This is a genomic window from Streptococcus parasuis, from assembly GCF_021654455.1.
GTDB classification, from domain to species: Bacteria; Bacillota; Bacilli; order Lactobacillales; family Streptococcaceae; genus Streptococcus; species Streptococcus parasuis.
Genome location: NZ_AP024276.1, coordinates 818,217 through 844,807, shown reverse-complemented (window position 1 = coordinate 844,807; position 26,591 = coordinate 818,217). Strand labels below are relative to the sequence as shown.

31 protein-coding genes and 1 pseudogene are annotated in these 26,591 nt (G+C 38.4%); 9 read left to right on the top strand and 23 right to left on the bottom strand.

The window, feature by feature from the left end; all coding sequences use genetic code 11:
* Positions 1-15: 15 nt before the first annotated feature.
* From L6410_RS04300 to L6410_RS04290, 3 genes are read left to right on the top strand one after another with little or no spacing between them, the layout of a single operon-like run.
* Positions 16-231 (top strand): hypothetical protein, encoded by a 216-nt coding sequence (locus L6410_RS04300; RefSeq protein ID WP_237396308.1) that lies wholly within the window; start codon positions 16-18, stop codon positions 229-231.
* Positions 228-596 (top strand): hypothetical protein, encoded by a 369-nt coding sequence (locus L6410_RS04295; protein ID WP_237396306.1) that lies wholly within the window; start codon positions 228-230, stop codon positions 594-596. The genes L6410_RS04300 and L6410_RS04295 overlap by 4 nt, the downstream gene beginning before the upstream one ends.
* Complete coding sequence (locus tag L6410_RS04290) at positions 583-882, top strand: DUF5960 family protein (RefSeq protein ID WP_172089190.1); 300 nt, start codon at positions 583-585, stop codon at positions 880-882. The genes L6410_RS04295 and L6410_RS04290 overlap by 14 nt, the downstream gene beginning before the upstream one ends.
* A gap of 672 nt (positions 883-1,554) precedes the next feature.
* Here the strand turns inward: L6410_RS04290 and L6410_RS04285 are convergent.
* The 3 genes and pseudogenes from L6410_RS04285 to L6410_RS04275 all read right to left on the bottom strand — a co-directional run.
* Complete coding sequence (locus L6410_RS04285; protein WP_237396304.1) at positions 1,555-2,364, bottom strand: Nmad3 family putative nucleotide modification protein; 810 nt, start codon at positions 2,362-2,364, stop codon at positions 1,555-1,557.
* Entirely contained in the window at positions 2,365-2,931 is a 567-nt protein-coding gene (locus L6410_RS04280) for a hypothetical protein (protein WP_237396297.1), read from the bottom strand.
* Positions 2,932-3,035: 104 nt separating this feature from the next.
* Positions 3,036-3,116 (bottom strand): annotated as a pseudogene (locus L6410_RS04275) (IS200/IS605 family transposase); the annotation flags it as partial.
* Between the two features lie 54 nt (positions 3,117-3,170).
* Between L6410_RS04275 and L6410_RS04270 the strand changes: the two are divergent.
* Complete coding sequence (locus tag L6410_RS04270) at positions 3,171-3,446, top strand: hypothetical protein (RefSeq protein ID WP_237396295.1); 276 nt, start codon at positions 3,171-3,173, stop codon at positions 3,444-3,446.
* Here L6410_RS04270 and L6410_RS04265 read toward each other — a convergent pair.
* The 4 genes from L6410_RS04265 to L6410_RS04250 form a co-directional block, all read right to left on the bottom strand.
* The gene (locus L6410_RS04265) at positions 3,433-4,581 is read right to left on the bottom strand and encodes an FtsX-like permease family protein (protein ID WP_172089186.1); all 1,149 of its coding nucleotides are present in this window, start codon (positions 4,579-4,581) and stop codon (positions 3,433-3,435) included. The genes L6410_RS04270 and L6410_RS04265 overlap by 14 nt on opposite strands.
* A 4-nt stretch (positions 4,582-4,585) precedes the next feature.
* Positions 4,586-5,278 carry an ABC transporter ATP-binding protein gene (locus tag L6410_RS04260; RefSeq protein WP_172089185.1) on the bottom strand — a complete coding sequence of 231 codons (693 nt, stop codon included), beginning with the start codon at positions 5,276-5,278 and terminating at the stop codon, positions 4,586-4,588.
* A complete protein-coding gene (locus tag L6410_RS04255; protein ID WP_237396292.1) occupies positions 5,271-5,852 on the bottom strand; it encodes a TetR/AcrR family transcriptional regulator in 582 nt (193 codons plus the stop codon). The genes L6410_RS04260 and L6410_RS04255 overlap by 8 nt, the downstream gene beginning before the upstream one ends.
* Positions 5,853-6,227: 375 nt before the next feature.
* Positions 6,228-6,563 (bottom strand): DUF6040 family protein, encoded by a 336-nt coding sequence (locus L6410_RS04250; RefSeq protein ID WP_237396291.1) that lies wholly within the window; start codon positions 6,561-6,563, stop codon positions 6,228-6,230.
* On the opposite strand from L6410_RS04250, the gene L6410_RS11080 reads away from it, so the two are divergent.
* The gene (locus L6410_RS11080) at positions 6,445-6,789 is read left to right on the top strand and encodes a helix-turn-helix domain-containing protein (RefSeq protein WP_172090070.1); all 345 of its coding nucleotides are present in this window, start codon (positions 6,445-6,447) and stop codon (positions 6,787-6,789) included. The two genes, L6410_RS04250 and L6410_RS11080, sit on opposite strands and share 119 nt — an antisense overlap.
* A 390-nt stretch (positions 6,790-7,179) precedes the next feature.
* On the opposite strand, the gene L6410_RS04245 is transcribed toward L6410_RS11080, so the two are convergent.
* The 10 genes from L6410_RS04245 to aroA form a co-directional block, all read right to left on the bottom strand.
* A complete protein-coding gene (locus L6410_RS04245) occupies positions 7,180-7,533 on the bottom strand; it encodes a hypothetical protein (protein WP_172090071.1) in 354 nt (117 codons plus the stop codon).
* A 50-nt stretch (positions 7,534-7,583) separates the two neighbouring features.
* Positions 7,584-8,114, bottom strand: coding sequence for a flavodoxin domain-containing protein (locus L6410_RS04240; RefSeq protein WP_237396289.1), 531 nt, complete (start codon positions 8,112-8,114; stop codon positions 7,584-7,586).
* Entirely contained in the window at positions 8,107-8,589 is a 483-nt protein-coding gene (locus tag L6410_RS04235) for a MarR family winged helix-turn-helix transcriptional regulator (protein WP_172090073.1), read from the bottom strand. Before L6410_RS04235 ends, L6410_RS04240 begins: the two co-directional genes overlap by 8 nt.
* A gap of 126 nt (positions 8,590-8,715) precedes the next feature.
* Positions 8,716-9,993 carry a group II intron reverse transcriptase/maturase gene (gene ltrA / locus L6410_RS04230; RefSeq protein WP_172006496.1) on the bottom strand — a complete coding sequence of 426 codons (1,278 nt, stop codon included), beginning with the start codon at positions 9,991-9,993 and terminating at the stop codon, positions 8,716-8,718.
* A 627-nt stretch (positions 9,994-10,620) separates the two neighbouring features.
* Positions 10,621-11,112, bottom strand: coding sequence for a hypothetical protein (locus L6410_RS04225; RefSeq protein WP_237396281.1), 492 nt, complete (start codon positions 11,110-11,112; stop codon positions 10,621-10,623).
* A gap of 50 nt (positions 11,113-11,162) precedes the next feature.
* Positions 11,163-12,521 carry a 23S rRNA (uracil(1939)-C(5))-methyltransferase RlmD gene (gene rlmD, locus L6410_RS04220; RefSeq protein WP_237396271.1) on the bottom strand — a complete coding sequence of 453 codons (1,359 nt, stop codon included), beginning with the start codon at positions 12,519-12,521 and terminating at the stop codon, positions 11,163-11,165.
* Between the two features lie 64 nt (positions 12,522-12,585).
* Positions 12,586-13,905 carry an LCP family protein gene (locus L6410_RS04215; protein WP_237396269.1) on the bottom strand — a complete coding sequence of 440 codons (1,320 nt, stop codon included), beginning with the start codon at positions 13,903-13,905 and terminating at the stop codon, positions 12,586-12,588.
* A gap of 15 nt (positions 13,906-13,920) precedes the next feature.
* Entirely contained in the window at positions 13,921-14,748 is an 828-nt protein-coding gene (gene pheA / locus L6410_RS04210; RefSeq protein WP_237396261.1) for a prephenate dehydratase, read from the bottom strand.
* On the bottom strand, positions 14,739-15,230 hold the full coding sequence (locus tag L6410_RS04205; RefSeq protein WP_237396259.1) for a shikimate kinase: 492 nt from the start codon (positions 15,228-15,230) through the stop codon (positions 14,739-14,741). The genes pheA and L6410_RS04205 overlap by 10 nt, the downstream gene beginning before the upstream one ends.
* An 8-nt stretch (positions 15,231-15,238) precedes the next feature.
* The gene (aroA, locus tag L6410_RS04200; RefSeq protein WP_237396258.1) at positions 15,239-16,519 is read right to left on the bottom strand and encodes a 3-phosphoshikimate 1-carboxyvinyltransferase; all 1,281 of its coding nucleotides are present in this window, start codon (positions 16,517-16,519) and stop codon (positions 15,239-15,241) included.
* A gap of 341 nt (positions 16,520-16,860) precedes the next feature.
* Between aroA and L6410_RS04195 the strand changes: the two genes are divergently transcribed.
* The 4 genes from L6410_RS04195 to aroB are packed head-to-tail and all read left to right on the top strand — an operon-like array spanning position 16,861 to position 20,927.
* Positions 16,861-17,898 carry a 3-deoxy-7-phosphoheptulonate synthase gene (locus L6410_RS04195; RefSeq protein WP_024403539.1) on the top strand — a complete coding sequence of 346 codons (1,038 nt, stop codon included), beginning with the start codon at positions 16,861-16,863 and terminating at the stop codon, positions 17,896-17,898.
* Between the two features lie 9 nt (positions 17,899-17,907).
* Entirely contained in the window at positions 17,908-18,933 is a 1,026-nt protein-coding gene (locus L6410_RS04190; protein ID WP_237396683.1) for a 3-deoxy-7-phosphoheptulonate synthase, read from the top strand.
* Between the two features lie 47 nt (positions 18,934-18,980).
* On the top strand, positions 18,981-19,850 hold the full coding sequence (locus tag L6410_RS04185) for a shikimate dehydrogenase (protein WP_237396257.1): 870 nt from the start codon (positions 18,981-18,983) through the stop codon (positions 19,848-19,850).
* Positions 19,851-19,862: 12 nt separating this feature from the next.
* Positions 19,863-20,927, top strand: coding sequence for a 3-dehydroquinate synthase (aroB, locus tag L6410_RS04180; protein WP_024392751.1), 1,065 nt, complete (start codon positions 19,863-19,865; stop codon positions 20,925-20,927).
* Between the two features lie 52 nt (positions 20,928-20,979).
* Here aroB and L6410_RS04175 read toward each other — a convergent pair whose 3' ends face one another.
* The 6 genes from L6410_RS04175 to L6410_RS04150 all read right to left on the bottom strand — a co-directional run bounded on the left by L6410_RS04175 (position 20,980) and on the right by L6410_RS04150 (position 26,591).
* Positions 20,980-21,780, bottom strand: coding sequence for an ABC transporter ATP-binding protein (locus L6410_RS04175; RefSeq protein ID WP_024396220.1), 801 nt, complete (start codon positions 21,778-21,780; stop codon positions 20,980-20,982).
* A 9-nt stretch (positions 21,781-21,789) separates the two neighbouring features.
* Positions 21,790-22,683, bottom strand: a complete 894-nt coding sequence (locus L6410_RS04170) for an ABC transporter permease (protein WP_024392749.1) — start codon at positions 22,681-22,683, stop codon at positions 21,790-21,792.
* Between the two features lie 46 nt (positions 22,684-22,729).
* Complete coding sequence (locus L6410_RS04165; RefSeq protein ID WP_237396681.1) at positions 22,730-23,707, bottom strand: ABC transporter substrate-binding protein; 978 nt, start codon at positions 23,705-23,707, stop codon at positions 22,730-22,732.
* Positions 23,708-23,734: 27 nt separating this feature from the next.
* Complete coding sequence (locus L6410_RS04160) at positions 23,735-24,697, bottom strand: ABC transporter substrate-binding protein (protein WP_237396255.1); 963 nt, start codon at positions 24,695-24,697, stop codon at positions 23,735-23,737.
* A gap of 438 nt (positions 24,698-25,135) precedes the next feature.
* Complete coding sequence (locus tag L6410_RS04155) at positions 25,136-25,477, bottom strand: YlbF/YmcA family competence regulator (protein WP_172075402.1); 342 nt, start codon at positions 25,475-25,477, stop codon at positions 25,136-25,138.
* Between the two features lie 10 nt (positions 25,478-25,487).
* Complete coding sequence (locus L6410_RS04150) at positions 25,488-26,591, bottom strand: prephenate dehydrogenase (protein ID WP_237396253.1); 1,104 nt, start codon at positions 26,589-26,591, stop codon at positions 25,488-25,490.

Below are 26,591 nucleotides of genomic sequence, written 5' to 3'. Positions count from 1 at the left end.
AATAGTATAAACCGTTTGGTTGATAAATACAATACTCTACTATCACTCTTTGATGATATAGAACAAATTGAAAAAGAAAATAGACTTCAGACAGCAATTGATGTTGTCAGAGAACAGTTTGGCTTTTTAGCCATACAAAAAGGAACCGTCCTAACTGAAGGTTCCAGAAATATTGAACGCAGTAAACTTATCGGCGGTCATTCCGCTGGTGGATTAGAGGGATTAAAATGATTGACCGTTCATACTTACCATTTCAGTCAGCAAGAGAGTACCAAGATACTAAGATGCAAAAATGGATGGGCTTTTTCCTATCTGAGCATACATCAGCACTCTCCGATGATACAAACAAAGTAACGTACATGTCAGATTTATCACTAGAGAAGAAATTATTACTCCTCAGTCAAGTATACGCTGGGCAGCTACACACGCGCATTCAAGTGATTGAAAAAAACAAGCGTGTTTACTACACTGGGACAATACCAAGTCTGAATAAGGATTTCATTTTGATAAAAACTACAACAGGTCACATCAATTTGAAATTGAAAGACATAGTTAGTATTGAACTTGTAGAGGAGGTGCTTTATGAATCAGCTTGAGTTTCAGCATAATCACCTGCAAATGGACTATTACAGCGAGAGCTACCAAGATTTTGAACATGACTTCTACCGCTACTCTAACATGAATATTCCATTGACCTTCCTGACCGATGATATCCTCAAAACAATGGCGACTTCACGTAAGAATTACTTTGTCCTGAATAAGGAGAAGTCCAGAGATAATGGTGATCATTTCTTCATTTTTGAGGTAAGTACCATAGATGAAAATCCACTAATTTGCCGATATTCGTATAAGAAAACTACAACATATTTAGTACAAAAATAGGAGTGATGCAAAAGACCACTCCTATTTTCTATCGTCTCATTATATAATTAAAACCACTATTTTATTAAAGTAAATAGATTCTTACCAATTATTTTTCTATAATATCTAATTGCGCCGAATGTACTGGTACTTCTTCCTTTTTAATGAATTGTTTCGCCCCTTATATCATACAAGGAAAGGGGGTGAGGCTCTTGAAAAGGCAAAAGAAAAGAGATGTTTACCATCTCAAACTGATTGAACTCGCTACTGCAATAGCTAGATTCTTTCAATCGTTGCCCAAATCATTTTGGAGATAATAAAACATCTCTAAACCTCACAAAGCAGGCGGAACTTCTTCCGCTTGCTATCCTTGTAAATATTGTATCATAAGAGGTAAACGAATACAAGAAAAGAAGCGCCCAAGAGGTAGACCACCAACAGGCCTTGTTAGAGATAAAAAATAACGATCAGAACCACCGCTGAAGAAGCTGAACTAATAAAAAACAAATCATTGGTACACCTCTTTTAACATGACCCCCCTTGCAAAAATATGAAAATGGCAGGAATACAATAGTTGTACTCCCACCAATAATTTTTATCTTCGTTCCTTACTATTTATTGTCGTTTTTACGAAAGTCAGATAGTTCCTCAAAATCCTTCAATTCAAAAACAAAAGCCTTATTAATTGCCTAGTCACGTTAAAAATACACTCTTAGCCCAGTTTTCAGAAATCTCATTCTCTTTTAGAACCAACTCCTGCCATTGTCCTGCGTAATATATCCCTTCCTTCTTAGCTGAATTTTTAACCCGTTTACTGATATTAGTTGGAAGCAAAGCTTCTACTTCATTCCAAATAGCTTTGGAACAACCTTCTTTCGTAAGAATTCTTTTTTCAGTGAATGTGAATACTCCGGACCCACTACGAGAATTGTCAAAAGATAATTCCTTAGTTGGTAAATACAACATATTTGTCTTTTGCTTAGCACGTTCAGGATGAGCATGTGGATGCCATTGATATTTTTTTTTTAACGTATCTTGTTCCGAGATAAGTTCACCAACTTGCAAATAACCATACAAAATGTGTAGATTTGGGGCACCTTTTACATATCGCAATGTGCCTTCACATGGATTGCCTTCCGTTTGTTTAAACCACCCGAAAAAGAGAAAAAGATCTCCAATTCCAACATTTTGATTCCTTAGATAGCTCTGAGATTGATTAATTTGTCCAAATCCTGCAATCCAATCTTGAGGTAAATTTAGATGTGCTTCTGGTCTAATATCTGGATCCAGATGGCAATTCCAATCTCTTATTTTTAAATCTTTTGGCTTTAACTGTGTTAAGATATCTGAATATGCTACCCCTTCATATTGTAAATCTTGATACGTTAGTTGATCGATTTTTGCAGGAATTGGAAAAGACAAAAGAGTACCATCGGGTAAAATTGGATTAGGCACGCCACCTGCCTTACTGTCAAATCCCTTTCGTGATAAGATAACTTTCATTTAGTTCTCTCCTTTTATATACATCGGATGATAGGGTAAATCTACAACTTCATTTTTTTCTCCGAACAATTCTGTGATGTAATTCATAAGTTCTTTTGTATCTTCTGGTCTTTCATTAGAATTATAAAAACCATTTTTTGTATTCCACCTTGGAAATGGTTTACCTGCTAACCTTGATCGACTTCCCATTGGAAAAAAGTCTAAAATGTTTTTTGGCAACTCTAAAGGTGACTTACCAAAATACTTAAATCTTTCCGAAATGATAATCGGATCATTCATAGTTTTTGAATTCCACCATTCATGATCGATACAATAATTATAAGTGTAGGCATCCCGACGATTGATTGAACTGTCTGATTTTAAATAATTCCTTATTGAATCAACTTTAGATATTTTTGCAACAAATACTAAATGATTATATTTTGGAGAAATAAATAAACCTTGATCATCTCTCCATTTACCACCATCATGTGAATGCCCTGCAACTGCCATAACATAAGCATCCACTTCTCCAGAATTTATTCTATCTGCCCAATTTTTTCTCAAATTTCTACGTAGTTGTAACATACAACCTCCTTCAGTCAACAACTCCGGTGTTGCCTCATACTCTTCCGTAAAAACGCAAGGATTGATACCATAATCATGCGTCATTCGATAACAATAGATTATATTCTACGGTACTTAGGTATGAAAACTATGTGATATTTGCACATCCATTTGGTATGTGATAAACTGTAACTGGTTTTAGCCATTTCTTTTTCCTCCTTTATCTAACCTGAACACTTAGATTATAACAGGAAAAAGAAATGGAAGCTCAAAGCCTTGTCAGCCACCAGCATAGCTGGTGGTTTTCTTGTTTTTCTCTACGAGAAAAACTGGCTCGAAGCCATAATATAAATAAGGGACAAATAACCCTTTTAGATTTATTTGTCCCTATTATTCTATATTTTTTCACTTCTGACAATGCAGATGAAACTTTTAAATTTGGTATTTTCCAGTATCATTGTTCAGTTTTTATTGCACCAGACAGGGCATTGTATCCATTTTGTTTGTATGTATTTTCCCCTGTTACTCAATCATAATTTCCTTGATAGAAATCTTCTTAATTTTTTCAGAATATATATACATCATAATTTCATAAATCGTGATAAAACAAGCAAGAGAAATAAGCATAGTTGGAAAGTCAAATTTATACGTAGGTACACCCGCGACATCCTTAAATACAATATCCACCATAAGCCGAAGCAATCCATACTGATATACTGTTCCGATTATAAAACCAATATAAGACAGCGGTCTGTATCCTCCTAAAATTGCCCTGCAACATTCTTTCTGTGAATAGCCGAATACTCTCATCATAGCAATAGTTTTTGTATTTCCGTTTATTACTGTAGTTATAGCAAGAAACAGAGTTGTAAACGCTAATACAAGTCCGATGACCAACATCATCACACCCATCATTTCACTTGATAAATCTTTCATACTAAACGACATTTGTGTCATAGCTGAAAAGCAAAATGAAGCAAAAATAATGAAGAATACAAGTGCCTTTTTAGATTTCAAGGTATTCCTTTTCAAATACTCTACAAACGACAATTCACTGCTTTTTTCGATTCTATGATTTTGTGTTTTAGAAGCAGTTTGCGTATTATCTTTCAAAAGCAGCAACACAGGTTTTTTGAATTTGTACCAGGCATAATAAACTGAAAGTGCCGAAAAACAAACAGTCGGCAATACCACAAAATAAAATAAAATGCTTGGATGAAAATTGATAGTTATCTCAGGAAGCATTTTATCTTCATTTTGTAGAGCATAAAACCACGGCATTATAAGAAATGCTCCTGCATATCCGATTACAGTCCCAATAAATATACTAATTCCGAATACCCAAAAGCTTTTTGCAATTTTGATATTTGAATATCCCAATGCCTTTAATATCCCAAGTTCCTTCTTATGCATGTCAATATAATGCTTAATATAAAACAACAACATAACAATCTCAGTTAAAAGCAAGCATCCGCCACTTACAAGGCAAACGACTTTTGCCATAGAAACCTGAGCATTATAAAAAAACATTGATAATTCAGATGTGATTTCACTCTCAATTAATCGAACATCAAAATAAAAGTTCAGAAACATTGTACAAACAAGGACAGCACAACTGGCTATAATGGAAATACCGATGAGTTTTGAAACATTTTTTATTCCAACAAGCATACCATCACCACCCTATCTCATAAGCGGTCTTTTGTGCTTCATTTGTGTAAATTTCAGATATTTTTCCGCTATTCATTTTTATAACTGTGTTTGCCATTTCCGCAATATTTAAATTGTGTGTTACCATTACTATTGTAAAATCATAATCCTTTTGAAGTTTACATATATAATCAAGAACCTGTCGTCCTGTTTGTTCGTCTAATGCTCCTGTCGGTTCGTCAAGAAATAATACTCTTGGTTTTTTTGCCAAAGCTCTTGCAATAGATACTCTTTGCTGTTCGCCACCCGAAAGTTCGCTGGGATATTTATGTAGTTTTTCTCCGAGTCCAACCGCCCTAATGACATTTTTATAATCTTTATTATTTGCTAAATCAGCACCCATTTTTACATTTTTATCAACGCTCAAATTAGGTAGCAAATAATACTGCTGAAAAATAAATCCGACATTTTCCTTACGAAATGAAGTTAATTCATTATCAGAAAGTGCTGTAATATCCTTTCCGTCATAAAACACTTTACCGCTGTCAGGGTGTTCAAGACCTGAAATTACATTCAAAAAGGTTGACTTGCCAGAACCAGATGCGCCGAGAATAACCACAAAATCATTATCCTTAATATCAAGACTGATGTCCTTTAATACTTGGAATCGGCTTTCTCCGTTTCGGTAGGATTTTATTATATTTCTCGCTTTAATCATTATTTTCTCCTTCCTTCAGCTTTTTCAAAATACTCATACATACCTCAGTAATCATTGTACTGATTTCTTCGTCTGTAAATCGGCACATTTTTGTGGCACAAAGCGTTGCAATTCCGTGTGTATATATCCAAAGATGATGATACAGTTTTTTCCCAGATGCCTTGCAAATTTTGTAATCATCTTGAATTGACAATAGAATTTGCTCATAACTTTCATCTATCAGCGGAAGTACACCTGATAAGTCAGGAATTTGTTTTTGCTCCGTCATAAAGAGGAGTTGAAAAAGCTTAGGCTCATTAACAGCGAAGAGAATATATTGTGTACCCACCCCTTTAAACGGGGGCTCTGCTGTTAGTCCTTTATTGACATATTCTTTATACAGAGCTTTAGCAGATTTAATCATATCCTGCTGAACCTCCTCCATATTTTTAAATACAGTAAAAATGGGTCTTGCCGAACTACCGAGGTATGTTCCTAACGCTCTTGAAGTCAAAGCCTCATATCCGTCTGCCCTAACAATATTTAATGCAGCTTCAATAATTTCTGCTTTTGTAAATTTTGCTTTTGGTGGCATACTCTTTATCTCTCCTTTTACTAAATCGCTTGTTTTAAATCGGTTGATTTAATTATAATTGAAGCCCACCTGAAAGTCAATAAGGGGCAGAGATTAATTCATTCAGCCTTATTGACTTCTTTGCAAAGATGATTTCTTCGTTCATAATATCACAATTGCTACACTTTGTTGTATTGCGTTATGCGATTTTCCAGCCCTTGCTTTTGCCATTATGAGCAGTCAGGGCAAGGGGAATATAGTGTGAAATCATATAAAGGGATAAAGCGAACACATTACAATGAATCCTTTGTTTTCAAAGCTTTTGTAGGATTTTATTAAAATACAAAGAGGTGTGATTAAGCACATATATATAATTGTTTGTTTGCAATCGGATTTTTAATAATATCCCCTTGTTTCCCGCCAGCCTTTTACATACCACCTGATTCCAACAGATACCAGTTGCACGAATAATAAGAAAAATAGCAGATTGATCGGCAATACTGTCTTTATCCAATCTCCAAAATAGATTGCTATTGCCATGCTTATAAGTGTTACCAGTATTGTAATCATATCCCAGCAGTATTTCTTATATAGCCCGGCAATCTTTATCCCGATGAATGCTAAAAGTATTTCTGCACCCACCAGACAGCCACCGCAAATCAATAATCTTATCAGCCAGTATATAATTCCGGCAACGACAGGATTAGATATTCCATTACTAATCTGTGCCACATTATGCAAGTATTTCAAGGAAAGAACAGGTCAAACTATCTTTCAGTATTTAAACCAATATAGAATACACAAATCCATATATTTATTAGAGCAAACAAATAAATATATGATTGAAATTGCACTAGATTGCGGATATGAAAGTGATTCATACTATATCAAGCAATTTAGAAAACAGATGAATCAAACTCCAAAACAATATCGTAAATTATTTCAAAAAATTAAATGAGTATAATTTCTAGCTATCACTTCTACTCATTCCAAAAATTTCCTTACTCTGATACTTCCCCACCATAAAGCAAAAAGCCTTGCAATCAAGGCTTTTCAGTATCCCTTTCGTTCCAAGGTTTCTAGGCTTTTACGAGCAGAGCAACACACTCGACGTGATGCGTATTTGGGAGTTCAAAGGTCCAGTGGACCTTTGAAGCAGCTTGCCGGAAAACAGGTAAGCAAGCTGGACAACCTAAATGCGTTTTTCTAACAAACCGACTACTTCTATATGGCTCGTCTGGGTATGCAGAATGTCTTTGCTATTTTCCCGTTTAAGGGAACAAGTCCACAGTCTTTTTCTTGTTCGTGCCGTTTGCGGGAATATATCAATAAAACTGAAATTTTCACCTTATTTCTTTTCTTTTATTTTCATCACAATAATAGGTGAAAATAATGCTGATAATACTACCAACAACCATAGATTTCCTGTAAAAATATTATATGATTGTAATAAACCTGCAAATCCATCTCCAGCTTTGATGTATGATGATAAATCAAATAAATTTGTCAGTATAAACCACATTATGCCGAATATAATATAATCTCTTTTCACACAGTTCTTTATTTTAGGTACTAGCAGATAGGCAACAATAAAAATGCATACACTTAAAATAATTCCACTTAGCGGGCGTGCTAACACACCAAGATTAACGAGTACGTATTCTCGAAATCCCCCATTTAATATTTCAATCGGTATAATCATAACCCAAATCAAAAATGCAAACACATACTTTTTCGTATAGACCTCCAAAACTATAATTCTTCAATGTACTTCAACAATGGTTCTAAATACGACTTATCTGTCCAATCACACTTTTGCCCCACTGCACACATCAATGCTTTTTGCCAAGGTTCATATTCGTTTGGATTTTGCTTTGCAACTGCTTTCTGTAACATCTTGCAAATAGTTCTATCCGTAAACTTCATTTTCTCTTCATCCCATGCTCCACGACAATAGAACAATGGAATATTACTAAGTGTATCTTTAAAATGCAACTCCCTTACCTGTTGTATTGCTTTCTCATCATATGGAGAAGCACCAACTGCAAATACTACAATCTTCTTATCTGTCAACTGCCCTATATTTTTCCTTAAGAATTGCAGCCCTGCAATACCAGAAGCATAAACACCTCCACCTAGAATGATAACATCATAATTCAGCAAATTAGCAGCTTTAGAATTCTTAGTTTCTGCATAATCATAGCCAAGTTCCTCCACTAACCAATCTACATACTTTTTCGTTGCTCCATATTTAGATTGATATAGAATAATACCTCTACTCATAATTTCGAATCTCCTTTAAATTATCTTCAATTTGTATAATGGTCTGTATAGTAGTCTGTAACTGTTCCTCAGACACTCCCGCAAACATTCTCTTCAAAAGAGCCCTACTCATTTCATCGTTTTTCTCACAAAACTCTTGGCAATAATCAGTAAGTTCAATGCGTTGTTTTCTCTTATCCTGCTCATCCACAGAAATACTTACAAAGCCCTTCTTCTCCAGTTTCAAGAGGATCTGCTTTACATTCTGATGAGAGCTACCCATGATTTCCGCTAACTCCTTAACTGTAGGAGGAGTTTTGCATAAGTTGATACATATGATTGCAAAAAACTGTTTCCAGCTAATTTCCTTCATAGTACTATCCGCCATTGTCTGAAATCTGTTCTCAAAGGCACTTAGCAAGCCTAAAAGAAAATATGATGATTCAATGCCTGTAAAATTCACTTTATCACTTCTGATTACTTCCTGTAAATTCATTACGCCCTCCAATAGGTAATATGTTACTTTTTCAAGATAACACATTACCTTTTCTTTGTCAATCGAGTAGGGACTAATTTCTAGTCCCTCTCACACCACCGTGCGTGCCGTTCGGCACACGGCGGTTCAACTAACTTTTAACGCATGTCGTTTTAGATAATAATCTAGGCAAGAAACCAGTCCACGTTTAGCGAGGACTGGTTTTGATATGGCACGTTTCAGTACAGACCTCTGAGCCACTAATTGATAATGGTCTCCCCAGCCAGATACTTTATCCGCTATCCACTTCGGTACTCCTAATTTGAGAAGTCCCCATAATCGCCTAGATTTCTTCTTCCATTGTTTCCAGATAATAACTCTTATTCGAGTTCTTAGTCGTTCATCAATGCTTTCCATGACTGATTTCATGTTCGTCATAGAAAAGTAGTTTATCCAACCTCGGATGACCCAGTTTAGTCGCTCAATTCGGCTGTCTAAGTCAATACTCCACTTACGGGCCGTTAGTTTCTTGAGTTTTCTCTTGAAACTCTGTACGCTATCCTGATGCGGACGACTTTTCCAGCCCTCAGATGATTTCCAGAACCCAAATCCTAGGTACTTTAATTTGCTCGGTCTCACAATCTTGGTCTTGGTCATGTTGACTTTCAAACCTAATCGTTTTTCAATATAACGACTAATTGAATGCATCACACGTTTAGCCGCCGCCTCACTACCGACTGTGATGACGCAGTCATCTGCGTAGCGAACGAAGCGAAGTCCACGATTTTCCAACTCTTTATCTAGCTCATTAAGCATGATATTGGACAGGAGCGGTGATAGGTTTCCTCCCTGTGGAGTTCCAACTAGTGTTTTATACCGTTGTCCGTTGATGACTACACCTGAATGAAGGTACTTACGAATTAAAGATTCTGTATCTCCATCTTGGATAATGTTATGAACAAGCGACATCAGTCTATCTTGAGGAACGGTATCAAAGAACTTCTCCAGGTCTATGTCTACTATCCACTCATAACCGTCATTAAGGTATTCTAATAACTGGATAATAGCTTGTTCGCATGACCGATTGGGTCTGAATCCGTAACTCCTCTCAGAGAAATAGGGTTCACAAATAGGACTAATGACTTGGACAATAGCTTGTTGTATCATTCTATCCATGACCGTTGGGATACCTAACTGACGGTCTCCGCCGTTAGGTTTGGGAATTTCAACTCGTAAGACTGGCTGAGGTTTGTACTTCCTCTGCTTTATGAGTTCTTTAGTTGAACGCCAGTGTTTGCGGAGATAGTCATCTATTTCGTCAATAGTTACGCCGTCAATTCCTGCTGAACCTTTATTGGCTCTAACTTGATTGTAGGCTTCAAGCATATTGGACCGAGATAGGATATTATCTAGTAACTGTGACATGTGCGTATTCCTTTCTTGTTTCGGTGTCTGAGGGACGTCTTATATTGGTGAACTTTCCTCTAGTCAATACGTGACCGCACCCAGTTCTATCAGACCGCTAGTTTTACAGACACAAGTGAAGTAGGTATACTTCGGTTTGACAGCCTTTATTTTCAATGTCAAACTTTCAACAGTCACTCCCCTGACTGTTGAAATATTCAGCCCTTCGCTCCACCTCTATTACAGAAGTTTCATCGCTACTATGGCCTCGGCTGACTTCTCATGATTCGTTGTTACTACGTCTTTGACGCTCATGAGACCTCACGGGATAAGTCGTACATCTTTCCTCGTTTACTCTCGTGATTTACGTCTATAGGTTACGACTACCTTTTTGGACTTTAGAGTTGTATGCCCCCTCATCCCCTATATACGCCTTGTTATCACGTTTCTGTTCGTAGAGCCACGATTTCGCTATCCCTTCCTCTCCCCGCTACCTCACGATAGTCAGGCTTGGGAGTCGCTTTGGGGTTCACCGGTAGCGGGTGTCCACGGAGGACTTTCACCTCAGATGTACGACATGCCCGTCGTACATAGAAAAAGACGGACAAAATATCCGCCTTTATCAAAACAGAAAATTCAAAGTTTCGCCTATTCAACAGGAAGTTCAAAATCCTCGTCCGTACACTTACGGATGATTCTCTTTGTTTTCTCGATAGGCAGTGGCACATTTTCTTCCCTGAAGTATTCGATGTTCACTACCTCTACAACAGCCTCATAATTATCCTTTCCAGCCGGAACGAGAACAAAATCACCAATCTCGATGCTGTCATCGTCCGTCAGATAATAATAACTCTTGTATCCAACATCAAAGGTAACGCTGCAAAAAATGTATTCCGATTTGCGGCGTTTTGCCTTGCCGTAAACCGATGGATCGAGAACCTCTCCCAATCCATAAAATCTTATAAACTCAAATACCGTCTCTGCAAAATCCGCAAAGTCCTCCGGAAGACCATTTTTATCATAGCTTCCTCCGATAACACGATGTGGACTCTTTTTGTAATCAATGGTAATTTTATAATCCTTTGTTTCATTCGGAGTATCTATCACATCGTCTGAATTCCCTTCAATGTGTGAAAACAAATCCTCTGCTGAAGCAGCTTGCCGGAAAACAGGTAAGCAAGCTGGACAACCTAAATGCATTTTTCTAACAAACCGACTACTTCTATATGATGCGTATTCGGAAATAAATCCGTCGGCTGTACTTTGGTTAATCGATACCCTAACTCTTCATAGAGCTTTACATCACGCGCCATCGTGGCTACATTACAGGAAATGTAGACAATTTTTTCAGACTCAACAGATGCACTGGCACGAATAAAACTATCCGTCAAACCTTTTCGTGGTGGGTCGACAAAAATCACAGTTGGTTTTACTCCATCTGCCACCCATTTTTTCATAGCCGATTCAGCGCTATCACAGACGTAGGTAACATTGTCAATCCCATTTCGAGCAGCATTCTTCTGGCTATCAAGGACAGCCTTTTCAACCACTTCCACTCCATAGACATGCTGGACTTGTCTTGCAAAAGATAGACCGATCGTCCCGATTCCGGAATAGGCATCAATCACAACATCATCTGCCGACAATTCTGCAAAGTCAATGGCGGTCTGATAGAGTTTTTCTGCCATTTCTGTATTGACTTGATAGAAAGACGGTGCAGAAATTTCAAATTCATTGCCCAGCATGGTATCTGCAATAGTTTCACTGCCATGCAAAAGACGGAATTCTTGACCGAATATAGCATTGGTATTCTGGTCATTAATATTCTGAACGATAGAAACAAGATTTGGAAATTGGCTTGTCAAACGCTCAATAAGGGTTTCAACACGGAAAATCTTCGGACGAGTCGTAACTAAAACTAGCATCAACTGCCCTGAATAATGGCCACGACGAACGACAATATTTCTGACCAGACCTGTTTGTTCTATTTCATCGTAAGGTTTTAAATCCAATTGACGCATAAGATTACGAGTAGCCAAAATCAAGGAATCAATGTCCTTGTGCTGGATATAAAAATCTTCAATTGGCACTAAATCGTGAGAATTTTTCCGGAAAAAACCTGTTTCTAATTGGCCGTTGACACGACGAACAGGCACAGCTGCCTTGTTACGGTAAGCCACAGGATGATCCATCCCGATTGTATCGTTCACCTCAATATTTGAGATACCTGCAATCTTTCTCAAACTAGTTTCAACTTGCTTTCTTTTAAATTCAAGTTGAGCAGCATAATTCAAATGCCCCAAATCAGCAATACCTGTTCTTAAATAGGTCAAATCAAGGCTCTGATTGCGATTTGGTGAAAAGCTCAGCCATTCTTCCACCTTACCAAACCCAATATTTTTCTTCAGTTTTAAAATTTTCATCCGAATAATTTCACCCGGTAGAGCATTGTCTATAAAAAAGACGAAGCCGTCTAATTTTGCGACACCTTGTCCCTCATGGGTCAGGTCAATAATTTCTACTTCAACAATATCATTTTTCTTAAACATAGTTCTACTTTCTATTTTGGGCACTAAAAAAGTGACCGAAGTCACTTCTAGTATACCATATTTCCTAACGCAAGCCCAATTCTGCTAAGCGTTGTTGATATTTGTCAAGATCAATTCGTAAAGCCATACCACCAAACATATCATAATCATCAATCCAGTCTCCATTTTCAGGGATGGTCATTCGTTCAATACCATTTGCGGCATCTAAAACAATGCTAGGACCTTGTAACCACATAAAACTTTGTGGAACTGTTGTAGGCGTCATTGCGACTACTTTCCCGATTGCCTCAGAACCAGAAAATAGTTTCATTGGATTTTTTGCCTGTGACATGATGGCTGACAACACCTGCTGCTGACGTCTGGTTCGACCATAGTCCCCCTCATCATCGTAACGATAACGGGCATAGTTTAAAAGTGTTTTTCCGTCCATCTGTTGCACACCTACTTGAATAGTCTGGTAGGCAGGTGCGTTCTCCTCAAGTCCTAAGTCATTAGGAACTTCAACAGAACTGACTTCTTCTCCATCAATTGTAGAGAACTGTGCGTCTATTGTAACTCCCTCAGGGAAAAGCGTATCAATTGTGGTAGCAAATGTTGCAAAATCAACCATTGCATAATATTGAATATCAATGTCAAAATTATCCTTTAAGGTCTTACGTACTTGTTCAGCACCCTGTTGATTATCTTGCTCACCTAGGGTATAGGCGTTATTTAACTTGTATTCGTAACCATCAATATCCACCAAGGTATCACGCATGAAACTGACGAGTTTAACCTTATTGTCCTTATTATTGACGTTCAAGACCATTATGGTATCGGTACGGGTTTCACCAGAATTTTCACCGAGGCGCCCATCAGTCCCCAAAATCAGGATGTTTGTTCCATCAGTAGTCTTTACACCATTAAATACTTCGGCAACTGGTTTCTCGCTAACGCTATTCATACCTTTGAAAAAATTATAGCCCATCGCTCCAATTATGAACAGCAGAGCCAAAATCAAATAAAAGAAAATTCGTTTCAACCGACCGCGTTTTCTAGGTTTTTTCTGTTTTTTTAACTTGATTTTAGGTACTGATTTTTCTGGTTGTATCCGCTTATGGGGCTGCTTTCTGCTTCTTGATCTACGTTCAGGATACTGAGGTAGGATAGCCTCCTGTTCAATATCATCATCAAAATAATCACTCTCAAAGTCATCCTCATAAGCAGATGCTACATGACGTGGCTTTGGTTGTTGAGAAGATGCATGACGTTCTCTAAGCTCTTTTTTATACAGTAAATATTCTAATTCACGACTCTCTTTTTCGTTTAAATAGTGGATATTTTTTTGTAAATAATCTAACCTCAATTGTTCATGATGGGTTAGGATACTATCATTATTATTCATTTGTCTCATTTCATCCTAGCTGGTCATATAAACCAGGTAATTCCCTAGTATTTTACATGATATTCCTAAACTAGTCAATTCATCTTGTGAATAAGCTAGCAATTCATCGGATTGATGATCAATATCTAATATGAAAAAATACTCTCCCAGTGCTGTTTTTAAAGGACGACTTTCTATTTTTGTCAGGTTAATCCCGCGCCATGAAAAAACAGACATTGCCTTATAGAGGGCACCCGGTAAATTATCTGGCAAGGTCAGTGCTAAGCTAACTTTTTGTGCCACCTTTCTCAACTGTACATCTGGAGCTACTGTTCCCAAGATCCAAAACCGGGTAAAGTTTTCACTAATTTCCTGGATATCTTGTCCAATCACCACCAAACCATACTCATCTGCAGCAGCATGAGGTGCAATGGCTGCGAAAGGTTGGTCCGCATGTTCAGCGACAAATCGAGCTGCGTAAGCAGTGCTTGCTGTTACTTCAATCCGAGCCTGAGGAAAATGCTCCTGAATGTATTTTTTCCCCTGAGCAATAGCTTGAGGATGGGAATAAATCACTTCGATTGATTTATGTGCATTGGTTGCCAATAACTGCTGAGCAATTGGCTGAACAATTTCCGCAACTGCATGTATTTCTGCCTGATGAAAAAGATAGTCTATGGTCTCATGAACACTTCCTTCAATCGAGTTTTCTACTGGAATGACGGAATAGGTAACTTGTCCATTTTCATAAGCTTTAATCACTTCTGTAATCGTTCCGAAAGCCTTCAAATCAGCAGTTGGAAATGCCTCCTGGGCAACTTGATGGGTGAAGGAACCTCGAGGTCCCAAATAGGCTACTTGCATAGAATTTTCCTTGCTACTTGTTCTGGACGTACATGATCTGTATCAATAACTGTTGTTGCCAATCCTTGATAAAGTGACATCCGTTCTTGATAAATGGCTTTAAATTCATCTTTGCTATGTTGCAAAAAGAGAGGCCTTAGAGATTGATCATCCATGCTAATTCTCTGATAAGCAACCTCAAAGGAGGCTGTAAGAAGTACATTATTATCCTTATTTTCCAGCAATAACTTCCTGTTTACTTCAGATTTTACAACACCACCACCCGTTGAAATAATGCAATCTGCTGGTAGTGTTAATAATTCTTTTAGCACCTCGGTCTCAATCTTGCGAAAGGCAGTTTCTCCCTTCAGACTAAAATAATCAGCGATTGACATACCAATCCGTTCCTCTATGATCTGGTCCATATCATAGACTGGGAGTTCTAACAAACTGGCAGTTGTAGTTTTCCCAACTCCCATAAATCCTAGTAATACGATTGGCATATTTACTCCTAATCAATCAAACTATTTAAGTGTTCAAAGAAAGCTGGGTAGCTTGTATTGATCGCTTCCGCTCTCTCTAATTCGACTTCTCCATTTTTAGCCAATAATGCCGCAATAGCTGTCATCATACCAATACGATGATCACCAAAGGTATTGACTGTAGCACCATGTAAAGATGTTGGTCCATGAATAATCATACCATCCTCAGTCGGCTCAATATTCGCACCCATGCTATTCAAAGCGTCCGCGACTACTTGAATTCGATCTGTTTCTTTAACCTTGAGTTCTTCAGCATCCTGAATCACAGTTGTACCATTTGCTTGAGTTGCTAATAAGGCAATGATAGGCAGTTCATCTATTAAACGTGGAATTAATTCACCACCAATTTCTGTGGCATGTAGGTCTGAATATTCAACTGTAATGGTGGCAGATTTAGCGAGTTCATCAACATTCGACAAGGTCATTATCCCGCCCATGGCCTTAATGACATCTAAAATTCCTGTACGCGTCTCATTAATACCAACATTTTCTAGTGTAATCTTTGATCCTGGAACAACCAAACCAGCAACCAACCAGAATGCTGCACTTGAAATGTCACCAGGAACTGTGATTTCTTGCGCTGTAAACTCCTGACCACCTTGAATGCGAATTTCTTTTCCATGAACATCCAATTGCCCACCAAATTGAACAATCATATCTTCCGTATGATTTCGCGTCAATTCCTTTTCAACGATGACGGATTCCCCTTCTGCCTGTAAGGCAGCAAATAGCAGAGCTGACTTAACTTGAGCTGATGCTACAGGAAGTTTGTAATGAATCGGTTTTAAATGCTTACTACCTTTTATTGTTAAAGGTGGCAAATCACGGTCAGTTTGTCCTGAAATCTCCACACCCATTTGACTGAGTGGGACAGTTACACGATCCATTGGACGTTTGGACAGAGAATCATCACCAAACATGGTTGCCTCGAAGTCCTGACCAGCTAAAACACCTGATATCAAGCGAATCGATGTTCCCGAATTTCCCATGTCCAAATCATTTTTGGGAGCCTGAAAGCCATCAAAACCAACACCATGAATCTCTACAGTGTCCCCTTTATCTTCTATTTCAACTCCAAGATCACGGAAAACTTGCATAGTTGATAGGACATCTTCTCCTCGAAGAATATCATGAACTGTTGTGACACCCTTAGCCAAGCTACCAAAAATAATCGAACGATGACTAATTGATTTATCACCTGGAACACGAATGGTCCCCTTTAAATGTTCTACATTGCTTCTTAATCTCATATCCTTACCTCAAAATAGTTTCATTCCCATTTTACCATATTTACAGAATATTTTCTGATTTTTTTGACAATTTGTAGGAAAAATACGATTATTCGTGATTTAAAACAAACGTTAAAATGTATTTATAGAAGCTAATCAAGTCTATTTTTATCGGTTTTAGACATCGTTTACCAAACTACATGTTTTAAACCTTCATTTCGAAATCAATCCAAAATCGGTCAGTATCTCAGATTTTCATAATCTAGAAAAGAAATATTCTGAATTTGCTGTAAATTTACCGTAAATTCACTAATCTATATTTAAAAATCGTCAGAATAATGATATAATTAGGAAATCTACTAATGAAAGAGGAAGATCTATTGTTTACACCAATCAGCGAAAAAATTAATATCGACCAGGTTCGGGAACATTCTAAATTATCACCTGAAACACTGGCAAAAAAACAAGCACGAGACCGTGAGCTCGAAGCAATTCTCAAAGGTGAAGACGATCGTCTATTATTGGTCATCGGTCCATGTTCATCTGATAATGAGGAAGCTGTCCTTGATTATGCGCATCGCTTGGCAAAACTCCAAGAGGAAGTCAAGGATAAAATCTTCATGGTCATGCGTGTATATACTGCCAAGCCACGTACTAATGGGGATGGCTACAAGGGACTCATGCATCAACCTGATACAGATGCCGCCCCTAGTCTTATTAATGGTATTAAAGCCGTTCGTAACCTGCACTATCGTGTGATTACGGAAACTGGTTTAACGACTGCTGACGAAATGCTGTATCCTGAAAATCTACCACTTGTAGATGATCTAGTTTCCTATATTGCGATTGGTGCTCGCTCTGTTGAAAACCAGCAACACCGCTTTGTTGCTTCTGGTATTGATGTTCCAACAGGCTTTAAAAATCCAACTTCGGGCAACCTGAAAGTCATGTTTAATGGAATTTTTGCAGCTCAGAAGAAACAATCTTTCCTTTTCAACAACACAGAGGTTGAAACTTCTGGTAACCCACTTGCCCATGTCATTCTCCGCGGTGCAGTGAACGAAAATGGAAAATACCTGCCGAACTACTACTATGATAACCTTTTGGAAACGATTGAGATTTATCAACAATTCGGATTAAAAAATCCATTCATTTTGATTGACACAAACCATGATAACTCTGGTAAAAACTATTTAGAACAAATACGAATCGTACGCCAAACCTTGATTAACCGAGACTGGAACGAGTCCATCCGTAACTATGTCCGTGGATTTATGATTGAATCCTATATTGAGGACGGTCGTCAGGACAATCCAGACATTTATGGAAAATCAATCACTGATCCATGTTTAGGTTGGGAAAAAACACAAGAATTAATCCGAGAAATATATAATAGATAGGAAATAATGATGGGAATACATAGAAAAAGTACTAGTATTGATATCGAACAAGTTAAAGAACTTTCAAAACTTGAAGGCGACTTTTTAGTAGCAAAAAACCAGCGTGATGAAGAACTAAAACGAGTGATTAGGGGTGAAGATCAACGTCTTCTCCTCGTCATCGGACCTTGCTCTTCTGATAATGAAGATGCTGTTTTAGATTATGCAAACCGTTTGTCAAAACTCCAGGAAGAGGTTAAAGATAAAATCTTTATCGTTATGCGAGTCTATACTGCAAAACCGCGTACAAATGGTGAAGGATACAAGGGTTTGATGCATCAACCAGATACGTCTAAATTACCTGATTTAATTAATGGTATTGCTGCTGTACGTCATCTGCATTACCGTGTTATTACTGAGACAGGTTTGACAACGGCGGACGAAATGCTCTATTCTGCAAATTATCCTTTGGTAGAAGATTTGGTATCTTATCATGCTATCGGAGCTCGCTCCGTCGAAGACCAAGAACACCGTTTCGTTGCTTCTGGAATCGATATGCCTACAGGCATGAAAAACCCGACTTCAGGCAATTTGACTGTCATGTTCAATGGTATCTATGCTGCACAAAATAAACAAAATTTTATCTACCGAGATGCCGAAGTTGATACGGACGGTAATCCACTTGCCCACGCTATTCTTCGCGGTGCCAATACTGAAAAAGGTGGTTATGAGCCGAACTACTACTATGACATTCTTTTGAAAACCATCAAGCAATATGAGCAATTTGGTCTTGAAAATCCATTCATTGTCATCGATACCAACCATGATAATTCTGGTAAAAATTACTTGGAGCAAATTCGCATCGTTCGCCAAACGCTTATTAATCGTGATTGGAACGAATCCATTCGTAAATACGTCCGTGGTTTCATGATTGAATCCTACTTAGAAGACGGCCGTCAAGATAGCCCTGAAGTCTATGGGAAGTCCATCACTGATCCTTGCTTGGGATGGGAAAAAACCGAAGAACTCATCCGTGAAATTCATCAGACACTATAATTATTTTATAATTGCAAAGCAAGAATGATTAGAATTGGAGGCATTTTGTGAATATTGATGGATATACTCGCCTTGCAGCTGTAGTTGCAAAGCCAATAAAACATTCCATTTCACCCTTCATCCACAATCTTGCTTTTGAAGAAACGGGTGTAAATGGAGTCTACCTAGCATGGGAAATTCCGGAAGATGATCTAGCAGTCACACTTGAAAATATCAAACGATATAACATGTTTGGAATTAATCTTTCCATGCCTTATAAACAGGCTGTAATACCCTACCTAGATGATTTAACAGAGTCTGCTCGCTTGATAGGGGCCGTTAATACTGTTCTTCATCAAGACGGCCTGCTTATTGGTCACAATACAGACGGCATCGGATTTTTCAAAAGTTTGGAAACTCTTAGAGAATTCCATGTACGAAACAAACGGCTGACAATCTTAGGTGGAGGTGGTGCTTCAACTGCCATTATCGCCCAAGCTGCAATAGATGGCGCAAAGGAAATCACTATTTTTTGTCGCCCACAAAGTGTGGAAAGAACAGTTGTAACAGTCCAAACTATTGCACAATCTACTGGAGTTTCTCTACAAGTACTCCCCAACAATGATAGCCAGTTACTCGCAGAGCACATAAACAATTCAGACTTACTCATCAATGGAACCAGTGTGGGAATGGATGGCACTTCCCTACCACTCCCAGCTACCATTGGTTTTCCAGAGGAACTATTGGTTGCGGATGTGATATATCAACCATTTGAAACACCTTTATTGAAAATGGCAAATTCACAAGGAAATCCCACCATCAACGGTCTGGGTATGCTACTCTTTCAAGCAGCGGAAGCCTTTGAACTCTGGACGGGAAAAGAAATGCCGACAGATTTGATTTGGCAACAATTAGTACAGAAATACGATATCAAATAGAGAGGAACGGGTATGAAACTAACTGTTAACCTTCCCCACAATCCATATGACATCCTCATTGAAAGAGGTAGCTTGTCGCAGGTTGGTTCCTGGGTCAAAGAACTCTGGAACCCTCAAAAAATTGCCATCATTACAGATGACCTGGTTGGTAGACTGTATGGTCAAACGGTCCAAGCTAGTTTAGAACAAGCTGGTTTTGATACCATTGTATTTGAATTTCCAGAAGGTGAAGCATCAAAAAATCTTGAAACTGTTTATCAAGCCTACGAATTTCTCGTAAAAAATGGGATGACACGGAGTGATGGAATTTTAGCTCTTGGTGGTGGTGTGGTTGGAGATTTAGCTGGCTACGTTGCCTCGACTTATATGCGGGGTATCCATTTTCTCCAGGTTCCAACGAGTCTAACTGCCCAAGTTGATTCTTCAATTGGTGGGAAAACTGGCGTGAACACACCATTCGCTAAGAATATGGTCGGTAGCTTCTGCCAACCTGATGGTGTCCTCATTGACCCTAATACCCTAAAAACACTTGGCAAACGTGAATTGATTGAAGGAATGGGCGAAGTCGTTAAATATGGCTTGATTGATGATGTGGAACTCTGGGATACACTTGACCGATTAGATGGCTCTGTAGAAAGTATTTTGGAGAATGCCGACTATATCATCTACCACTCCTGCGAAGTTAAACGCAAGGTTGTAGTCGAAGATGAGTTGGACAATGGAGTCCGCTTATATCTAAACTTTGGTCACACAATCGGTCATGCGATTGAAGCTACCGCTGGCTATGGTCAAGTCATGCACGGTGAAGCTGTCGCTATCGGAATGGTTCAAATCTCACGTGCTTCTGAGAAAAAAGGTTTAATGCCAGCAGGTATAACTGAAAAAATTATCGCTATGTGTGAGAAATTTGGTTTGCCAACTGCACATCAACCTTGGAATAGCGAGGAATTATATACAGCCTTAACTCACGATAAGAAAGCAAGAGGAAAAACTATTAAGCTTGTTATCGTGCCACAGCTTGGACAGGCTGCAATCCATCAAATTCCATTAGAAGAAATGAGAGAATTCTTGCAATAGATTATATGACAAAAGGCTACTGAGTTGAAGCAATAAACTCAGTAGCCTATTTTTACAATATCATATCATCATCAGTCAATTTTTCGCCACTATTCTGGTAGAAAAGATCCATCAAGTCTTGAACAGTTAAGTTCTTCTTCTCTTCCCCCTCAACATCAACAACGATTTGACCACGATGTAACATCACCAATCGATTGCCATATGCAATAGCGTTTTCCATATTGTGCGTAATCATCAACGCCGTTAATTGGTGTCCTTCAACGATTTTCTTCGTCAATTCCATTACCATATCACTGGTTTTTGGATCAAGGGCAGCCGTATGTTCATCTAGCAAGAGTACCTTGGGCTTAACAAGTGAAGCCATCATCAAGGTCAAAGCTTGACGTTGGCCACCTGAAAGAAATTGAGTATCAACTTTCATACGGTTTTCCAATCCCAGACCAAGCTCTTTCAATGCTTCCTTAAAAATAGCACGTTCACTATCTTTTACACCCCAACCGAGACCACGTGATAATCCGCGACGATAAGCAATGGCCATGTTTTCTTCAATAGTTAGGCGAGAAGCAGTTCCCATCTTCGGATCTTGGAAAACACGGCTAATGTCCTTAGAACGTTTTGCAGCTGAGACATGCTTGATGGATTTCCCTTCAAGTAAAATATCACCCGAGTCAACTGTTAGTGCTCCAGCAAGTGAGTTCATAAATGTTGACTTACCAGCACCATTACCACCGATAATAGAGATAAAGTCTCCTTCTTTCACATCTAAGCTTAACCCACGAAGAACATGATTTTCATTGACAGTCCCTGCTTCGAAGGTTTTATGAATATTTTCTATTGATAAAATTGTTGTCATTATTTCCTCCTAAGCATGTCCATTTAATTTGGGACGACGAATATTGAGTTTCTTCTGCAATTCAGGAACATAAAGTACAGTTGCCAATAGGATTGCAGAGAAGAGTTTAACAAGGTCTGCATCCATCCCAGGTATTTCCAAAATCGCAAGGATAATCAAGCGGTATACGACTGCACCCAGCACAACTGACAGCAATCTCCAACCTAATCGGAGATTCCGTAATATGACTTCAGCAATAATGACAGATGCCAAACCGATAACGATAGTACCCGTACCAGAGTTAAGATCTGCATAACCATTATTTTGGGTCAACAAGGCACCACAGAGAGCAATTAACCCATTTGACATCATATAGCCATAGATTTTCATTCTGTCTACGTTAATGCCATTTGCTTCACTCATTGGAATATTATCCCCTGTTGAACGAATAGCCAAACCAATTTGTGTATTGAGTAAAAGCGTTAACACTCCGACAACTGCTAAAACAAAGATGATACCAATCACCAGTACAGCATTCGTTTTAGTCAAACCAAAATCCTGCAATTGAGTGACCAAGGTCTCCTGCTTAAGCAAAGCCACATTGGCCTTACCTAATATTTTCAAGTTAATCGAATAAAGACCTGTCAAGGTGACAATACCTGTCAAGAGAGCAGGAATTTTTAACTTTGTGTGGAGTAAACCAGAAATTAATCCAGCTCCCATACCAGCTATCATTGCAAGAAAAGTTGCAAGTAGAGGGTTTAGACCATTTACAATTCCTGTTGCACAAACAGCAGCTCCAAGGGGATAAGATCCCTCTGCTGTCATATCAGCAATATCCAAAATACGAAAAGTCAAGTAAACACCAATCGCCATGACTGACCAAAGCAAGCCTTGCGAAATACTTGATAAAATAATATCCACGATTTTCTCCTTTGTAGGTTATGGAAGAATCTCTCTTCTTGCACGTTTACTCAGATACAGAAAGTTTACTAGTATCAATTCCGAGTTGTTTGGCAATGTCTTCATTTACATGAAGACTAACTGTTTCAGGGTATTCCACTGCGGTTTCAGAAACATCCGCACCTTCAATGATTTTGATTGCCATTTTTGCGGTTTGACGTCCTAGAGCCTCATAATTAGTACCATAAGTTAGTAAACCACCTTCATCCACCATATCAGTTGAACCACCGATAACTGGTATTTGATGCTCAACAGACAATTCACCAATCATGGTCATTGTTGAGGCAATAGTATTATCAGTTGGAACAAAAATAGCATCTACATCCTTCATCAAGCTTGTAGTGGCATCTTGCACTTCATTTGTTGAAGTGATTCCCTTTACAACCACCTTATAGCCTGCTTTTTCAAACAATTCTTTAGCTTGTTCTACTTGAACCTCAGAGTTCCGCTCGCTAGTGGTATATAGGATACCAACTGTTTTCGCATCTGGAACGGCCTGGCCTAATAATTCAACTTGTTTATCAATTGGAGCTTGGTCTGAGGTTCCAGTCAAGAGTCCCCCTGGTTTTTCAATAGACTCTACCAAATCTGCTGATAATGGATCCGTAACGGCAGTGAATAAGATGGGAGTCTCAGTTGATACGGTTGCCAAACTTTGTGCAGCAGGTGTTGCAATAGCTAACACAATATCATTTCCATCGATTAATTGTTCTGATATAGTTTGTAGGTTTGCTTGTTCACCTTGTGCATTCTGATAATCTAAGACTAATTTTTCTCCTTCTTTGTAGCCGTTCGCCTCTAACTCTGCTACAAACCCTTCTCGGGCTGCAGTCAAGGATTCATGTTCCATATATTGTAGAATCCCAACTTTAACTGTTTCAGAAGAAGATTTGTCTGAACTTGCGGAAGAGCAAGCTGCCAGCGTCAAAATTCCAACACTAACCAGGGAAATCGCTGCTATTTTTTTCATGAATTTAGTTTTCATCATATGATACTCCTATCTTTCCAACTTTTATTTTTCCAATGCTTTAATGGTTTCAGCATCAAAACCGAGAACTGTCGCCATTTCTTCATTCACAGTAACAGCAGCTGTATTTGGTTTTTCAACTGGCAAGTCAGCTGGCTTATCACCTTTCAAGATTTTCACAGCTAGTTCGCCAGCCTGTACACCAATTGCATGATAGTCAACCCCATAAGTAAATAGAGTAGCATCAATAACTGCGGCATCACTTCCCATTGCTGGAACCTTTGCTTCTTGTAAAATTTCACCAATCGTTGAAGCAGTTGAAGCAACTGTATTATCTGTCGGGAGATAGATAGCATCGACCTTAGCAGCCAGAGAGGTCATTGCTTGTTGAACGTCATTTGTTGAAGTAACAGTTGCTACCTCTACTTTGACTCCTTTCGCTTCAAGGGCTTGTTTAGCTTGGTCAGCTTGCACCTCAGAATTAACTTCACTTGAATTGTAGAAGATACCAACCGTTTTGGCAGAAGGAACCACTTTGAGTAACATGTCAATCTGACCTTCTACATCTGTTGCATCAATAGAACCTGTCATTGAACCGCCGGGTGCATCCAAACTGTCAACCAGTCCTGCTTCAACTGGATCAGTTACAGCTGTAAACACACTTGGTGTCTCACCATCCGCATTTAACAATGCTTGGGCTGCAGGTGTTGCTATTGCAAAGTTCAAATCATTTTTCCCTGCAAGCTGTCCTACCATTGTTTGTAAATTGGCTTGGTCTCCTTGGGAATTCTGGAAGTCAATTGTCAGATTCTCGCCTTCCTTGAATCCCGCATCTTCCAATGCTTCAATAAATCCTTCACGAGCTGACGTTAATGCCTCATGTTCTGCATATTGGATAATACCAACCTTAACTGATCCAGAATCTTCACTATTAGAACTACATGCTGCCAATGTTAGCGCTGATAGTGCTACAACCGAGCTAAGAAAAAATTTTTTTAATCTAACCATTTCAATCTCCTTTAAATGTATAAGTAGTTAAGCCAAAAAGAAAGGGACCGTCTAGAAGATGACATTCTAAACGGCCCCAATGCTTCAACTGTATAGTAAAAACAGACTGAACAACTCGCGCCATTTAGATGTATTCATCTATGAGGCACATGTCAAAATGACTACAGCCACATAGATACAAACTTTACGTTCCCGTGTTTGCATCCATGTCTTCCATGTCTACAAACACTATCTAAAATAGCTGTAGAAATATGTACGAGTAACTGTTTGTTTTCGACACATACGTGGCATATCTGTTTTCCTTTCATTTTTTGATTTGTAACTATGATAACTGTTTTAAAATCATTTGTCAATAGATAATTGCGTAAATTTTCAGATTTTTTAATAAAATTCATACAATTGATGAAATTCTAAAAAATAAACGACTACTTGAGCCGTTTATTGAAGCAATTCATTTAATGGTTTAAAGATAATCCGTTCCAAATCTGCCACATAGGTTCCTAATTGTTGTTGCTTCGTAAAATACTCTGTCAACAATGGATTGGCTTGAACTTTTTTATTAAAGTCTAGCATTTGCTTTTGATCAGCTTCAGTTGGAATGTCACCAGCTTGCAATTTTTCCTGAATACCTTTTTGGAAAGAAATATAGGCATCTAGGGTACTTTTCGCTTCTGCATTCGCTTCAACAGATACTTTCACTGCTTCCACTGCCTTATATTCCGGTAGATTGCGAATAGCGCGCTCCAATTGATTGGCAATATCATAGATATTTGTGGTCATAAACAACCTCCTAATTTAAGTATATTTGATAAGAAGTCTGCTCAGATAAGCGCTTTGCAGCTTCTTCTAGATGTTCCTTATTTTTAAATGTGATCTGTAAGATACCATATGTGTCTTCACGGTTTTCTTCGTTAATACGAATATTTACGATAGAGATTCCTCTCAGGACCTCTAAAACTTTTAGAACTGAGTCCTCTTCATCAGGTACATTGATAAATATATCGAAAAACGAATCAACACCACCACGCTTATGGATTTCCATCTCTTTTCGTGTTTGACTACCTCTGGCAAAAAAGTCCCAAATATCGTCCTGTCTTTTTTCTTTTAAAAGTTGACTAATATAGCTTAAGCGACCTTTAAAATCTTCTATACGTTCAATAATTGGCTCTGAATTTGTCATCAAGATGCTCGTCCACATACCTGGTTCACTCTCTGCAATTCGAGTCATATCTCGAAATCCACCTGCCGCAAAGTTATTCGTAAAGGGGTGTTCTACGGCATAATCACCCGCCTGATTCATCAGGCTTGAAGCCAGCACATGGGGAAAATGCGATATTTGACTCGTTACAAAATCATGTTCCTGGGCATCAATCTGTACGAATCGCGCACCAGTTCCCGAAAGGAGGTCAGTTAGTCTAGGAACTGCGTCTGCCTGGGTCAATGAACAAGGTGTCATAATGTAATATGCATTTTCAAATAATAAAATATCTCCAGCTTCCGCACCAGATTTATGACTACCAGCCATTGGATGACTTCCGATAAAGTTGATTCTTTTTTCTGAGAGATAAGCCTCCGCAGCTTGTATAATCTCTGTTTTTGTGGAACCAGCATCTGTCACCAATACGTTTGGTTTTAAATCGATTTGTCCTAACTGTTTGATAAACTCAATGGTTTGCTGAATTGGCACGCATAAAATGATAACATCTGCACGACCCGCAAATAGTGAGAAATCATCAGTCACCTCATCTACCATATTTCTTTGTAAAGCTATATGACGAGATTTTTCTCCTCGATTATAACCAAGTATGGTGTAATCTGGATGGTGTTTCCGTATACCGAGTGCTAGAGAGCCACCGATAAGACCGAGACCGGCAATATATACTGTCTTAGTCAT